This window comes from Halolamina pelagica, assembly GCF_001307315.1.
Taxonomy (GTDB): domain Archaea; phylum Halobacteriota; class Halobacteria; order Halobacteriales; family Haloferacaceae; genus Halolamina; species Halolamina pelagica_B.
The window spans coordinates 2,534,619-2,548,313 of record NZ_LGUC01000001.1; the positions used below are offsets into that span (position 1 = coordinate 2,534,619).

General features: G+C 69.7%; 11 protein-coding genes and 4 pseudogenes. 5 read left to right on the forward strand and 10 right to left on the reverse strand.

Annotated elements, in window-relative coordinates; genetic code table 11:
* Position 1: 1 nt before the first annotated feature.
* From SY89_RS13250 to SY89_RS13265, 4 genes are all read right to left on the reverse strand, one after another.
* Complete coding sequence (locus SY89_RS13250) at positions 2–916, reverse strand: ferritin-like domain-containing protein (protein ID WP_054584732.1); 915 nt, start codon at positions 914–916, stop codon at positions 2–4.
* 175 nt (positions 917–1,091) lie between these two features.
* Complete coding sequence (locus tag SY89_RS13255; protein WP_054584576.1) at positions 1,092–1,985, reverse strand: ABC transporter permease; 894 nt, start codon at positions 1,983–1,985, stop codon at positions 1,092–1,094.
* Entirely contained in the window at positions 1,982–2,929 is a 948-nt protein-coding gene (locus SY89_RS13260) for an ABC transporter ATP-binding protein (RefSeq protein WP_054584577.1), read from the reverse strand. Before SY89_RS13260 ends, SY89_RS13255 begins: the two co-directional genes overlap by 4 nt.
* Before the next feature lie 79 nt (positions 2,930–3,008).
* Positions 3,009–3,266 (reverse strand): hypothetical protein, encoded by a 258-nt coding sequence (locus SY89_RS13265; protein ID WP_054584578.1) that lies wholly within the window; start codon positions 3,264–3,266, stop codon positions 3,009–3,011.
* Positions 3,267–3,368: 102 nt separating this feature from the next.
* On the opposite strand from SY89_RS13265, the pseudogene SY89_RS13270 reads away from it, so the two are divergent.
* Positions 3,369–5,161 (forward strand): annotated as a pseudogene (locus tag SY89_RS13270) (excinuclease ABC subunit C).
* Positions 5,162–5,277: 116 nt separating this feature from the next.
* The gene (locus SY89_RS13275; protein WP_054584579.1) at positions 5,278–6,582 is read left to right on the forward strand and encodes a COG1470 family protein; all 1,305 of its coding nucleotides are present in this window, start codon (positions 5,278–5,280) and stop codon (positions 6,580–6,582) included.
* A 58-nt stretch (positions 6,583–6,640) separates the two neighbouring features.
* On the opposite strand, the gene SY89_RS13280 is transcribed toward SY89_RS13275, so the two are convergent.
* From SY89_RS13280 to SY89_RS13295, 5 genes and pseudogenes are all read right to left on the reverse strand, one after another.
* Positions 6,641–7,087 (reverse strand): FxLYD domain-containing protein, encoded by a 447-nt coding sequence (locus tag SY89_RS13280; protein WP_054584580.1) that lies wholly within the window; start codon positions 7,085–7,087, stop codon positions 6,641–6,643.
* A 37-nt stretch (positions 7,088–7,124) separates the two neighbouring features.
* Complete coding sequence (locus SY89_RS13285; protein WP_054584581.1) at positions 7,125–8,021, reverse strand: CPBP family intramembrane glutamic endopeptidase; 897 nt, start codon at positions 8,019–8,021, stop codon at positions 7,125–7,127.
* A 42-nt stretch (positions 8,022–8,063) separates the two neighbouring features.
* Positions 8,064–8,557 (reverse strand): annotated as a pseudogene (locus SY89_RS19695) (hypothetical protein).
* Between the two features lie 51 nt (positions 8,558–8,608).
* Positions 8,609–8,977 (reverse strand): annotated as a pseudogene (locus SY89_RS19700) (lactate/malate family dehydrogenase); the annotation flags it as partial.
* 105 nt (positions 8,978–9,082) lie between these two features.
* Positions 9,083–9,343, reverse strand: a complete 261-nt coding sequence (locus SY89_RS13295; RefSeq protein ID WP_054584582.1) for a hypothetical protein — start codon at positions 9,341–9,343, stop codon at positions 9,083–9,085.
* 147 nt (positions 9,344–9,490) lie between these two features.
* Here SY89_RS13295 and SY89_RS13300 point away from each other — a divergent pair, with 147 nt between their 5' ends.
* Positions 9,491–10,039: an HIT family protein gene (locus SY89_RS13300; protein WP_054584583.1), complete on the forward strand. Its 549-nt coding sequence runs from the start codon at positions 9,491–9,493 to the stop codon at positions 10,037–10,039.
* Positions 10,040–10,050: 11 nt separating this feature from the next.
* Here the strand turns inward: SY89_RS13300 and SY89_RS13305 are convergent, their stop codons facing one another.
* Positions 10,051–11,394 (reverse strand): sodium-dependent transporter, encoded by a 1,344-nt coding sequence (locus tag SY89_RS13305; RefSeq protein WP_054584584.1) that lies wholly within the window; start codon positions 11,392–11,394, stop codon positions 10,051–10,053.
* 88 nt (positions 11,395–11,482) lie between these two features.
* On the opposite strand from SY89_RS13305, the gene SY89_RS13310 reads away from it, so the two are divergent.
* Together SY89_RS13310 and SY89_RS13315 are read left to right on the forward strand one after the other, a co-directional pair.
* Positions 11,483–12,397, forward strand: coding sequence for a cation diffusion facilitator family transporter (locus SY89_RS13310; RefSeq protein WP_054584585.1), 915 nt, complete (start codon positions 11,483–11,485; stop codon positions 12,395–12,397).
* A 69-nt stretch (positions 12,398–12,466) separates the two neighbouring features.
* A pseudogene (locus SY89_RS13315) lies at positions 12,467–13,612 on the forward strand (carotenoid oxygenase family protein); the annotation flags it as partial.
* Between the last annotated feature and the right edge of the window lie 83 nt (positions 13,613–13,695).

A 13,695-nucleotide genomic window follows, 5' to 3' on the forward strand; every position in this document is an offset into this window, starting at 1 on the left:
GCTATCCGCCGTCCGGCGTCGCCGTCTCGTTGCCGCTTGTGGTCATCGTCTCGTTACCCATCGGTGTCTCAGTCTCGTTGTCGTTCGCTGGCGTCGCCGTCTCGTTACCGTCCGCCGGGGTCGCTGTTTCGTTGCCCTCTGCCGGCGTCGCCGTCTCGTTACCGTCCGCCGGCGGCTCCGTCTCCGGTTCGCCGTCGTCGGTTTCGGTCTCTTCCTCGACGACGAACTGGCTCACGGCGTCCATCACCTCGGACTGCGAGCTGGCGGCGTCGAACGCGTCCGGGAACGGCGAGGAACCCGTCATCGAGTTCAGCACGGCCGCGTGTCGCGCCTCGACGCTGTGGATCGACAGGGCCACGCTCAGCAGGTCCGGGCTCTCGACGAACGGGGCGGCGCCGGCGTAGGCGGCGACGCCGGTGTTCTCGATCACCGCCGCCAGCGAGAGGAACTCGCCGACCGTCTCGAACTCGAAGTTGTACTCCGCGGGCGCCGCGGGCTCGCCGCCGAGCAGTTCGACGGCCTGCCCGAGGGCGGAGACGTGCTGTGTCTCGTGTTCGGCCATCGTCCCGACGTAGCCGTACACCGCCTCTCGGGTGCCTTCGTCGTACGCCGACAGGGCGTCGGCCTCGAGGAAGGCCTCCTCGTCGAACGCCTCCAGCCCGGCCGCGTACAGCGATCGCTCGAGGTGTTCGAGCGAGAGCGCGTAGTTCAGCACGTCCACGTCGGTGCCGTCCACGTCGTCGAACGCCGCTTCCGGGGCCTCGGTCGGGGCGTGTTCGTCCGCGAGCGCCACGCCGGCGCCGCCGCCGAGCGCCAGCAACGCGCCGCCAGCCAGCGCGGATCGCGTGAGGAAGCCGCGTCTGGACGCACTCGATTCGCCTGTCGCCGTCGTCTGTGGGTCGTTGGTGTCGGTCATGGTGTCGCCGATACTCGGCGGGCTATGCATGCGAGGCCGCGGAATTAGTTATGTAGGAGCAACGAAATGTAGGATCGGGCCGGTTCGAGTAGGGGTGCCCCCACGGCGCGCGTACGATCGCCTTACGCGAGGCGGCCGACGGGCGACTACGGGGGAGTAGGCCGGTCGTTCGAGCCTACAGCTCCGCCTCCCGGAACCAGACGATCCCCACCGCCAGCGGGAGCACCAGCCAGAGCAGCATCGCCGCCAGCACGACGGCGTCGCCGAACGCCGGCGAGAGCTCCGGGCCGAGTGCCTGTGCGGCCTGCTGGTTCGGGATCATGCCGAACAGCATGCTGAACATACGGATGCGGGCCTCCAGGTCGCTCATGAACAGGCTGTCCACGAGCGTCTTGTACGCCTGAATCGGGTTGAGGATCTTGAGCGCCAGCCGGAGCCGGAACTGGTCGGGCGTCGACAGCCCGAACAGGTCCGTCGCCGCGCGGTTGACGCCGGTGACGAAGAAGTTCCAGAGGAACCAGAACACCGCGAACAGCCCGCCGGCGCCGACCAGCGCCTGCTGGTTCGTGTTCGCGGCCGCCGAGACGCCGACGCCGATGCCGACGAACACGACGCCGAGCAGCGCCGTCAGCAGCGCGAACTGGACGTAGACGAAGATGTCCAGCCCCGACGCCGCCGGCAGCAGCGCCAGCAGCGCGACGACGAAGCCGATCAGCACCGGAAGCGTGACGACGGCACTGCGTCCGAGGAACTTCCCGAGCACCACGTCGTCCCGGGAGTGGGGCAGCGAGAGCAGTAGCTTGATCGTCCCCGACTCCCGCTCGCGGGTGATCGCCGCGTAGGTCACCACCAGCGCCGTCAGCGGGATGATGATCGCCGTCCCCTGCTTCAGGTAGAAGAGGAACCCACGGAGCAGGGCGGCCGCCTCCTGCTGGTTGCCGCCGCCGACGTAGAGCCGCCCGACGGCGGCGCCGGCGAACACGAGGATCGACAGCGCCGAGAGCACCCAGAGCCAGCGGGAGCGCACCGCATCGCGGAAGTCCTTCCGGGCGACGGCCTCCCAGCTCATGCGTCCACCTCCGTAGCGTCGTCGGGCGCCTCGTCCGGCGCCGAACCCTCGGTGTACGCGAGGAACAGGTCCTCCAGCGAGGACTCCCGGGTGGAGAAGTCCTCGACGGCGACGCCCGCGTCCTCGAGCGCGCCGATGACGGCCGTCTTGGCCTCGGAGTCACACTGGACCGTGACCGTGGCGCCATCGGTCGAGGCGGCGTCGACGCCGTCGAGTTCGCGCACCGCACCGAGGTCGTCGTCCGTGACGCCCTCGGCCGTGATCTCGAGTGTCGCCCCGGTGCCGACCGTCTCGCGGAGCCCCTCGATCGAGTCACGCGCGACCAGCTCCCCGTCGCGGAGGATCCCCACGCTGTCACAGACCGCCTCGACCTGCCCCAGCACGTGGCTGGAGAAGAAGACGGTCGCGCCGCGGTCGGCCTCCTCGCGCACGATGTCGCGCATCTCCTTTGCCCCCGCGGGGTCCAGCCCCGAGGAGGGTTCGTCGAGGATCAACAGGTCCGGGTCGCCGACGAGCGCCATCCCGAGCGCGAGCCGCTGGGCCATCCCCTTCGAGTAGCCGCCGGCCTTCCGGTCGCCGTCGCCGGCGAGGCCGACGCGGTCGAGGACGGCGTCGGGATCGGCGTCGGCGTCCTTCGACTCGATGGCGAACTCGAGATGCTCGCGGCCGGTCAGGCGGTCGTACGTCGAGAACCCCTCCGGGAGCACGCCGGTCCGTTCACGGACGGCGACACTGTCGGCCTGTGGGTCCATCCCGAGCACTTCGACCCGCCCCGCGCTGGGGCGGACGAAGTCGAGCAGGACGTTGATCGTCGTCGACTTCCCGGCGCCGTTGGGGCCGAGGAAGCCGAACACCTCGCCCTCCGGTACCGTCAGGTCGAGCTCCTCGACGGCGGTCACGTCGCCGAACCGTTTGGTAACCCCGTCGAGTTCGATGGCGGCCATAGGCCGGCTTGCCGCGGTTTCGGATAAAGGGTTTCGGCCGCGGGATCGACACCCCGGCACCGGATCGGCCAGTGACGAGTCAGAGTTCGTCGTCGGGGTCGTGGCTCTCGGCGACGCGTTCGGCCTCGGCGGCGTAGCGTGCGACGGTCTCGCGGTCGTCGACGGCGGTCAGCCGGTCGTCGGCCACGTCGAGGGCGGCTGTCGGCCCGTCCCGGCGGGCGAGGCTGTCCAGCGCCGCTTGGCGAGTGAACGCGCGCTCGCCGTCCGGGGTGGCGTAGGTCATCGTCACGAGGTTGCGGCTGTCGACGTCGCGGTCGACGAGCCAGACGCGGGTCATGGGGGTCGTTACGCTGCGGTCGGTTTGTAGCCGGCGGTCGTTCACGGCGTCGCGGCGCCGCGGGCGTCACGCTCAAACGCGGCGACGTGCTACCTCGGGTAGATGGACGCGAGCGAGGTACGCGAGCGTGCCGGCGACCTCCCTCGGGAGCCGGGCGTCTACCAGTTCCTCGACCGCAGCGGCGACGCCGACACCGTGCTGTACGTCGGGAAGGCCGTCGACATTCGCGATCGCGTGCGCTCCTACGCGGATCCGCGCACCGACCGCATCCGGAAGATGGTCGCCCGGGCGGACGCCATCGACACCGCCGTCACGGACACCGAGACCCAGGCGCTCCTGCTGGAGGCGAACCTGATCAAGCGCCACCAGCCCCGGTACAACGTCCGGCTGAAGGACGACAAGTCCTACCCGCTGGTCCAACTCACCGACCACGAGTTCCCCCGGATCGAGATCACCCGCGACCCCGACGATGCCGCGACCGTGTTCGGCCCCTACACCCGGAAAGGCGAGGTCGAGACGGTCGTGAAAGCGATCCGGGAGACGTACGGCCTGCGCGGCTGTTCGGACCACAAGTTCCGGAACCGGGACCGGCCCTGTCTCGACCACGAGATGGGGCTGTGCTCGGCGCCCTGCGTCGACGGCATCGACGCCGCGGGCTACGCCGAGGACGTGGCGAGCGCGATTCGATTCTTCGAGGGGAGACGGGCGTGCTCGCCGACCCGCTCAACCGGGAGATGGAGAGCGCCGCCCAGGAGGAGGCGTTCGAGCGCGCGGCCAACGCCCGCGACCGGCTCGAAGCGGTCGAGGCGTTCCACGGCGAGGGCGGCGAGGCCGTCTCCGCGCCCGGCAGCCGGCGCGAGGTCGACGTGCTCGCGGCGGTCGTCGAGGGCGGCGACGCCACCGTCGCGCGGCTCCACGCCGACGCCGGCCAGTTGGTCGATCGCTCCCGCCACCGTCTCGACGCGCCCGACGGCGAGGACCGCGTGGCGAGCCTGCTCTCGGCGTTTCTGACCCAGTACTACGCCGAGCGTGACCTCCCCGACGCGATCCTGCTCTCCGAGCGCCCGGACGACGCCGACGTGCTCGACTGGCTGGCGAACGCGGGCGTCGAGGTGTCCGTGCCCGGCGCGGGCCGGGAGGGGAAGCTCGTCGAACTGGCGCTGAAGAACGCCCGCAGCGGTGTCGGCGCCGCCGACGACCCCGTGGGGGCGCTCGGCCAGGCGCTCGACATCCCCCGGCCCGAGCGGATCGAGGGCTTCGACGTGAGTCACGCACAGGGGAAAGCCGTCGTCGGCAGCGACGTGTGTTTCGTCGGCGGCAGCGCCGAGAAGGCCGACTACCGCCGGAAGAAGCTGACCGACCGCAACGACGACTACGCCAACATGCGCGATCTGGTACGCTGGCGGGCCGAACGCGCCGTCGAGGGGCGGGACGACCGGCCCGATCCGGACCTCCTGCTGATCGACGGCGGCGAGGGGCAGTTGGCCGCCGCGCAGGACGCGCTGGCCGAGACCGGCTGGGAGGTACCCTGCATCGCGCTGGCGAAAGCCGAAGAGCTCGTGGTCACGCCCGACGGCGTCGCCGAGCGAAGCTCGGCTGCCAGTCAGGCGTCGCCTGACAACGTCGAGCGGTTCGACGACGACGCGGCCCACCTCCACCTGCTCCAGCGCGTCCGCGACGAGGCCCACCGCTTCGCGGTCCAGTACCACCAGAGCGTCCGCGACGAGGTGTCGACGGCGCTCGACGAGGTCGAGGGGGTCGGCCCGGAGACCCGGAAGCGGCTGCTCCGCCGGTTCGGCTCGGTCGACGCGGTGCGTGAGGCCGGCGAGGCGGCGCTCCAGGACGTGGACGGCGTCGGGCCGACGACGGCGGAGCGAATCGCCCGGCGGCTGTGATCCGGTGACACAAATCACCGTTTTAGGTTCCCGTAACTACTTGTCAGAAGGGAGTGAATGGCCGCCTGTTCGCCGCCCTCCGCCCTCCATGGCGAGTCATCGGCGTACGCACACCCATGAAACGAATCATCCTTGTCGCGTTCCTCGTCGCGCTGGCCGCCGTGCCGGTCGCGACGGCAGTCGCACCGACCGACGGTGGGACGCAGGCAGCGGCCCCCGCTCCGAACGAAGCAGTATCGACCACCACGGCGACCGGGTCCGACAGCGACTCGGCCGCCGATAGTGAGGACACGCAGCAGAACTACACGCGGCTCTACGTCGACGCCCGGGAGAGCTACCTCGACCTCAAACCCGGCGAGAGTGATACGTTCACCGTCGTCGTCGAGAACGGCGAGGACGAGGCCGTCGACGTGAACCCCCACCTGTTCACGTCGCCGACCGACCGCAACCCGATCGAGTCCTCGTGGGTCGAGATCGACGGGCCCGACAGCATCGACGCCGGCGAGGAAGTCGAGTACGAGGTGCGCGTCGCGGTGCCCGAGGACGCCGAGATCGCCCGCTACTCCGGCATGATCGCGTTCACCGACGAGACCGTCGCGTCGGCGCCGAACCGTCCGGCGCGGCCGGTCCACGCCGCCCACACGAGCGTCGAGGTCTGGAAGGAGCCGACCGTGAAGATCCTCTCCGAGACGTACATCAACACGCAGGTCGAGGCCGGCGACTCGGTCACCAAGCAGATCGTGATCGAGAACACCGGCGACGAGTCGGTGCCGCTGAGCCCCGAGCGCGCCGAACAGCGGGGCCACTGTTACGGCACCCACTGCCCGCAGCAGGTCGACCAGTCCTGGATCGACATCGACGCGCCGAGCCAGATCGAGCCGGGTGAGACCGCGACGGTGACGGTCACCATCGCGCCCGACGCCGACGCCGACCGCGGGCGCTACGACACCTCGGTCAACCTCGGCCTCGACGACCCCAACCGACGCGACGACAACGGCTACTGGCAGGAGATCAGCCTGAACTTCGTCGTCTGGGAGCAGCCCGAGGAGCCCTACGAGGTCGACTTCACGACCGACGAGCGGACGGACAACGTCACGCTGACGCTCAACCCTCGGAACTACCGCGCGGCCGAGAACGCCGACGACCCGAGCTTCGACGTGACCTTCGTCTCGCCCGACGGTGAGCGCATCGACGCCGAGCGCGTCGAGGTCACCGAGCGCGGCTCCGTCAACCTCGGCGCCCAGCGCCAGCAGGGCGCGACCGAGGACGGCGCCTACGCGACCCAGCACGCACAGACGAAGTTCGTCTACGAGCTCGACGCGCCCGACGAGGGCGAGTGGACCGCGGAGATCATGCCCGACAACACGATCGGGTTCCAGTACGAGCTCACGAAAACCGAGTCCGACGACGCTGACGAGTAGCGTCGCCCCGGCTCACTGAGTTTCACTTTTTCGCCGCGATACGCCGAGAAGCCGTGGCTCAGTCGTCCCGACTGACGACGAGCCGATAGTCGGCCACGGCGCGGGCGTCGGCGCCGCTGCCGGGGTAGGTGAGTTCGACCTCCCAGCGTCCGCCGGCGGCGAGCCGGCTAGTGCGGGCCTCGCTCTCGTCGAGTAGGCGCTGGTCATCGTCGAAAAAGCGCGCGACGGCACGCACATCGGTCGTCGGCTCGTCGCTACCGTTCTCGATCACGGCGTCGACGGCGACGAGTTCGTCCTCGCTCCCTTCGTTCGAGCGAGTCAGCTCATGTTCGACGACGGCGAGTACGGCGCCCTCGGGGGTCTGGACCGTCGACGGCGTCGGTGTGGGCGTCGGTGTCGAGCTCTCGGTCGGCGAGTCAGTTGAGTCGCCGACGCCGGAACAGCCGGCGAGTCCGGCGGCGGTGGTCAGGAGGGCGGTGCGCGCGAGGAGGGCACGGCGGCGCATACCGGTCGCTCGGGGCGCGAACGCATAGCTCCTGTGACTACTCCCGAAGCAGCCACGCCGCCAGCGCCAGCCACGGCAGCGCGGCCAGCAGCCCCACTGGCGTCGGGCCGAGCAGGCTGTTTGGCTGGCCGGCGAGGAACAGGACGGCGATGCCCGCGATCGCGTTGATCGCGCCGTGGCCGACGCTCGCGGGCCAGACGCTCCCCTCACGGACAGTCAGAGCCGAAAGGAACGTCCCGGTGCCGACGGTGAAGGCGAGGAAGGCGAGCATCCCCGTCCACGGGAAGCCGGGGTAGTCGAAGCCGTAGTTGTACCCCATCGCGAGGATCGGCCAGTGCCAGACGCCCCAGATCACGCCGGAGAGCACGACAGCGCGGCGGTAGCCGAGCGGGGTCAGCTTCGGCAGCAGATACGCCCGCCAGCCGAACTCCTCGCCGAACGCGAACAGCCCATTGATGATCGGCGCGATCGTGAGCGCGCTGACGATCTGGATCGCCGCCAGCAGCCGCGGATCGATTCCGACGCCCATGCTCGCCATCTGCTCGCGGAAGGCGGCCATCGTCGGGTCGAACTGGCCGGGGAACACCGCGAAGTAGAGCCCGGCGCCGACGACGGTCAGCCCGGCCGGCACCAGCCACGCGGCGGCGTACGTCCACATCGTCCCCTCGAACTCGGGGCGGAGACGGTGGCGATCCCAGCCCTCGCCGGTCGCGAGTCGGGCGACGACGTTGCCCACCGCGGGGCCGAACATGTAGGCGGTCGGCAGCAGGACGGTCGCGAGCGTGATCCCGCTGGTGAGTTCGGGGCTGTCGGTGAACCCGCCGGTGACCCAGATGGCCAGCGCCGTCGCCCACGAGACGCCGAAGGCGACCAGGAGGAAGAGGGCGATCCGGCGGCGCTGCAGCGTCGTCGGCGCCCGTAACCGGTCGTGCATACCTCGCCGGTGGGACCGCCGCCAGCAAAAACGTTGGCGAGTCTACTCGATCTTCGCGTACTGGTCCCGCAGCTTCTCGGCGGCCTCGTCCATCAGGTCGGCCTCGTAGTCGGAGAGCTCCCACTCGACGACCTCCTCGACGCCGTCGGCGCCGAGTTTGACCGGGACGCCGAAGGCGGTGTCCTCGTAGCCGAACTCGCCGTCGAGGACGATGCTACCGGGGAGCACCTCGCCGGTGTCGTTGATGATCGCCTCGGCCATGTGGGCGACGCCCGTCGCGGGTCCCCACTCGGTGGCGCCTTTGCGCTCGATCACGTCCATCGCCGACTGCTGGAGGTCGCCGAGGATCTCCTCGCGCTCGTCGGGCGTGAACTCGGGATCCCGGCCGTCGACGCGCACTTTCGAGAACAGGGGACCTGTGCGTCGCCGTGCTCGCCGAGGATCGTCGCCTCGACGTTGCCGACCTGGGTGTCGAACCGCTCGGAGAGCACGTAGCGGAACCGCGCGGAGTCCAGGCGGCCGCCGAAGCCGATCACCTTCGAGCGGTCGCGCTCGCCGGTCTCGTACAGGTGGCGGTTGAGCAGGTCGACGGGGTTGGAGGTGGTGATGGTGACGAAGTCGTCGTTGTGCTCCGCCAGCGAGGCGCCGATGTCGTCCATGATCGGCGCGTTGTCGCCCGCGAGGTCGATCCGGGTCTGCCCCGGCTCTCGGGGGATGCCAGCGGTGATGATCACGACGTCCGAGCCGGCCGTGTCGGCGTAGTCTCCCTGCCGAACGGTCGTGTTGGAGTCGTAGGCGACGCCGTGGTTGGCGTCAGCGGCCTGGCCGACGGTCACGTCCTCCTGTGAGGGGATGTCGACGTACACCAGTTCGTCGACGATATCCCGAAGCGCGAGGTTGTACCCGGCGGCTGCGCCGACGGTTCCTGCCGCACCGACTACGCTGACTTTCGTCATGACGCGTACGAGTTGGGCGAGTCGGCGATTAAACCCAGCGATGGCGGTGAGTGAGAGCGGACCCACACCGGGTCGCGATCGGCCGAAAGACGCCGTGAGACCGCCTTAGCAGGCCTCAGCACCGAACGCCGACTTCACGACGTTCGGCACCGGCAGGTCGGCCATCAGCCCCGAGACGAAGTCGGGGACGAGGCCGCCCACGAACCCGGGCGGCCCCTCGCCGTCCGGGCCGTTCTCGGCGTTCTTGCAGTCGTCGACCTGTTCGGCCGGGCCGTCGGCGGCGCCCGGCGCGGCTGCCGCGGGCATCGCGACGACGCTCAGCAGCAGCAGCGCCGCGAGGGCGCCGATGATCGGGTTGGCGTTCATTGCGTCTCGAGCCACGAGCGGGAGGGGGATAAATCGGGCAAGCGCTACAGCCGGTTTGCGGCCGATTTAACTCCGGTTAACGCCGCTTCGACTCGGATGGAGCGATCGAGGGGAACCACTAACCGGCGGCCGATCGATCCTGCGAGCATGGACCAAATCTTCGCCCCCTGGCGGATCGACTGGGTCGAGCGCGACCCCGAGGACGACGAGATCGACGGCTGCCCGTTCTGCGTGCTCCCCGAGCGCGACGCCGACCGGGAGAGCCGCATCGTCGCCCGCAGCGAGCACTCGTTCGTCATCCTCAACAACGCGCCCTACGCCCCGGGCCACGTGATGGTCATCCCCGAGCGCCACACCGGCGAGTGGGGCGAGCTTTCGGACGCCGAACTGCTCGATCACGCGAAACTGAAGGTCGCGACCATCGAGGCGCTGGAGGCCGGGTTCGACCCGAACGGCGTCAACGCCGGCGAGAACCTCGGCGGCGCCGCCGCCGGCGGCTCCATCGACGACCATCTCCACACCCACCTGATCCCGCGCTGGGCGGGCGACACGAACTTCATGCCGATCGTCTCGGACACCAAAGTGATCGTCGAGGGGCTGGAGGCGAGCTACGAGAAGCTCCACGACGCGTTCGCGTCGCTGTCCGAGAGTGAACACGCCGAAAAGACGGCCGCGGTCGAGCTCCGATTCGACTGAGCGCGGGGCGCCTACAGGAACGGCAGGCCCGGCGAGGCGTAGATGGAGGTGACGCCCAGGTACAGCGTGACGAACACGCCGACGAACACCACCGTGCGGAGCCACCAGACCCAGAGCCGGGCGTACATCGCGTCCGCGTTCGATCCCTGCTGGACCTCGTCGATCGCTTCGGGGCCGTACACCCAGCCGACGAAGATCACGCCAAGCAGCACGGACGCCGGCAGCAGGACGCTGTAGGCGAGCGTGTCGAACCAGCCCAGCCACGCCGTGTCCCACGCCGCGAGCGTCCCGAGCAGGAACAGCGCGCCGCCGAAGCCAAAGGCGGTCGCCTTGCGGTTCCAGCCGTACTTGTCGACGCAGTAGGACGTGACGACCTCCAGCAGACTGATCGCCGAGGACAGCGCCGCGATCAGCACGACGAAGAAGAACAGCGCGCCGACGACCCGGCCCGCCATCCCGAGGTTCGCGAACGCCTGCGCGACCGAGACGAACAGTGCGCCCGGGCCGCCACCCGCGGCGCCCTCGGGGACCTGCCCGAACTGGACGAACAGCAGCGGGATCACGACCAGCCCCGCCAGCACGCCGATCGCGGTGTTGAGGCCGACGACGAGCCCGCCGTCAGCCGGGAGGCTCTCGTCTTTGTCGATGTAGGAGGCGTAGGTGATCATCGCACCCATCCCCAGCGAGAGCGAGAAGAACGCCTGGCTCACGGCGAACGGGACGACGGAGCCCAGGTTGTTCGCGAGATACCCCATATCCGGGGAGAGGTAGTAGCCGTACGCGGGGCCGCTCCCGTCGAGCGTGAACGCGTACACGCCCAGGCCGAGCAGCATCAGCACCACCGACGGCACCATCAGCTTCGTCGCCTTCTCGATCCCGTCTTCGACGCCGAAGGCGACGATACCGGCGGTGAGCGCCATGAACAGGGCGTGGAACGCGATCGCCTCGACACCCGTGGAGACGGCGCCGAAGTACGTCGCAGTGTCGGCGAAGTAGCCGCCGGTCAGGCTCCCGATCGTGTACCGGATCACCCAGCCGCCGACGACGCTGTAGTACGACAGGATCCACAGTCCCGTGAACAGCCCCAACCCGCCGACGACCGTCCAGGCGGGGTGGTTCAGCTGCTCGAACGCCTCGACGGCGTTGAGCTTCGCCCGCCGGCCGATCGCGAACTCGCCCAGGATCGTCGGCAGCCCGATCAACACAGCCGCGAGCAGATAGACGAACACGAACGCCGCCCCACCGTTCGTGGCGGTTTTGAACGGGAACTGCCAGATGTTGCCCAATCCGACTGCGCTTCCGACCGCAGCGAGGATGAACCCCGCACGCGTGGTCCAGGTTTCTCTCTGTGCCATGTATCCGCAAGCCGGACATCTGATACAAGATTCTACCGGTTTTCAAAGAGCGACCATTCAAGTACGATGGCGCACCCAGTGTACCCGAATGGAGCGCAAGCAGACCGTCCGCCGGGTCGGCGTCGTCGTCCTCGTCGCCAACCTTGCACTCGCAGTGCTGAAGGCGGGCGTCTGGCTGGAGACCGGAAGTCTCGCGCTGGTGAGCGAGGCAGTCAACAGCGGCGCCGACGCGCTGTACAGCGCCGTCGTGGTCGCCGGGCTCTACCTCACGACCCAGCCCCCGGACTTCGAACACCCACACGGCCACGAGCGCATCGAGCCGTTCGTCTCGCTGTTCGTCGCCGTCGGCGTGCTCGGCGCCGGCGTCGGGGTGGCGTGGTCCGGCATCAACTCACTGCTCACCGGCTCTTACACCGCAGTCCCGCCGCTGGCGGCGGCGGTCCTCGGCGTCGGCGCCGCCGCGAAGTACGCGCTGTATCGCTACTGCCTTGGCGTCGGCGAGACGCACAACTCGCCCGCGCTGGTCGCGACCGCGAAGGACAACCGCACGGACGTCCTGACGGCGGTGGCGGCGCTGATCGGCGCCGGCGGCGCCGCCGTCGGCTACCCGGTGCTCGACCCGATCGCCGCCGTCGTCGTCGCGATCGGCGTGTTCCTCACCGGTATCGACATCGTCCGGGACAACGTCGGCTACCTCGTCGGCGCCGCACCGCCGGAGGATCTCCGACAGGACATCGTCGAGGCCGCGCTCTCCCACCCCGACGTGCAGGGCGCCCACGACGTGGTCGCCCACTACGTCGGCCCCGAGGTCGACGTGAGCCTCCACATCGAGGTCGAGGGCGACATGACGCTCCGTGAAGCCCACGACATCGAGACGGCGGTGATCCAGGCGATCCGCGACCTGCCGGAGGTCGACGACGCCTTCGTCCACATCGATCCGAAGGAGCTGGGCGAGTGGAAGGAGGACGACCGCTGGCGCGACGAACGCGTGAACCGCGAGTGATCGAAGGGCGGCCGCGAGAAGGGGGGCAGGCGGGCGAGCGCTTATTCGCGTCCGTGCCCGAATACCCCCATGGCCGGCTACGAAGCGGGGTTTCGCGACCTGACCGAGGAGTTCCGTGCCCGCGAGCTCCCGGTCGATGGCGCGGTCCCGGACTGGCTCGACGGCGCGCTGTACCGGAACGGCCCGGCGCGCTGGTCGGTCGGCGACGCCGAAGCCGACCACTGGTTCGACGGGCTCGCCCACCTCACCCGGTTCGCGTTCGACGACGGCGCGGTGCGGTACACCAACCGATTCCCCCGGACGGGCGCCTACCGCGCCGCGGTCGAGGAGGGGAGTTTCGCCGGGCAGTTCTCCTCGACTGACGGCTACCTCTCCCGGGTGACGTCGATGCTCGCCGGCGAGTCGACCGACAACGCGAACGTCCACGTCGCCCGACTCGGCGGCGATCTCGTGGCGTTGACCGAGACGCCCAACTGGCTCCGGGTCGACCCCGACACGCTGGAGAGCCACGGGTCGCTCGACTACGACGACGATCTCACCGCCCACCACGTCACCGCACACCTTCGGCAAGACCCAGCGACGGGGGCGCACTGGGGCTACTTCACGCGGTTCGGCCGGACGACCGAGTACGTCCTCTTCAAGATTCCCGACGGCACCACGCGCCGGGAGTCGGTCGCGCGCGTCGCCGTCGACCGCCCGGCGTACATGCACAGCTTCGCCCTCACCCCCACCTACGCGGTGTTGGTCGAGCCGCCGCTGACCACCCACCCGGCGAAGTTCCTGCTCCCGGGGTCGGGCGGGTTCATCGACAACTACGACTGGCAGCCCGGCCGCGGAACGCGCTTTCTGGTCGTCCGGCGCGACTCGGGCGAACTGGTCCGCGAGGCCACCGTGCCGGCGTTTTTCACGTTCCACACCGCGAACGCGTTCGAACGGGGCGGCGAGAGCGCCGACCCCGAGGCGATCGTCGTCGACCTCGTCGCCTACGACGACGACAGCGCGGTGACGGATCTCTCGATCGCGGCGCTCCGTGGCGGCGACGCCGGCTTCCCCTCGGGCGAGCTCCGGCGCTACCGACTCCCGCTCGACGGCGGCAAGCCCGAGTTCGATAACCTCGCCGACAACCTGGAGATGCCGCGGTTCGCCCCCGACGTTCACACCCGGCCGTACGAGCACGTCTACGCGCAGTCGACGGAGATGGAGGGCGGCAACGCGCTCGTACGCGTCGACGTGAGCGAGGAAGGGGAGACGCCGACACCGGCGTCGCCGAACGCTGGGAGGCGTCGGGCGTCTACTCC

Excerpts from the sequence above, each read along its gene's own strand:
- SY89_RS13300 (WP_054584583.1), top strand. The coding sequence starts at position 9,491 with ATGGACCAAATCTTCGCCCCCTGGCGGATCGACTGGGTCGAGCGCGAC.
- SY89_RS13295 (WP_054584582.1), bottom strand. The coding sequence starts at position 9,343 with ATGAACGCCAACCCGATCATCGGCGCCCTCGCGGCGCTGCTGCTGCTG.
- SY89_RS13280 (WP_054584580.1), bottom strand. The coding sequence starts at position 7,087 with ATGCGCCGCCGTGCCCTCCTCGCGCGCACCGCCCTCCTGACCACCGCC.
- SY89_RS13265 (WP_054584578.1), bottom strand. The coding sequence starts at position 3,266 with ATGACCCGCGTCTGGCTCGTCGACCGCGACGTCGACAGCCGCAACCTC.
- SY89_RS13250 (WP_054584732.1), bottom strand. The coding sequence starts at position 916 with ATGACCGACACCAACGACCCACAGACGACGGCGACAGGCGAATCGAGT.
- SY89_RS13255 (WP_054584576.1), bottom strand. The coding sequence starts at position 1,985 with ATGAGCTGGGAGGCCGTCGCCCGGAAGGACTTCCGCGATGCGGTGCGC.
- SY89_RS13260 (WP_054584577.1), bottom strand. The coding sequence starts at position 2,929 with ATGGCCGCCATCGAACTCGACGGGGTTACCAAACGGTTCGGCGACGTG.
- SY89_RS13305 (WP_054584584.1), bottom strand. The coding sequence starts at position 11,394 with ATGGCACAGAGAGAAACCTGGACCACGCGTGCGGGGTTCATCCTCGCT.
- SY89_RS13275 (WP_054584579.1), top strand. The coding sequence starts at position 5,278 with ATGAAACGAATCATCCTTGTCGCGTTCCTCGTCGCGCTGGCCGCCGTG.
- SY89_RS13310 (WP_054584585.1), top strand. The coding sequence starts at position 11,483 with ATGGAGCGCAAGCAGACCGTCCGCCGGGTCGGCGTCGTCGTCCTCGTC.
- SY89_RS13285 (WP_054584581.1), bottom strand. The coding sequence starts at position 8,021 with ATGCACGACCGGTTACGGGCGCCGACGACGCTGCAGCGCCGCCGGATC.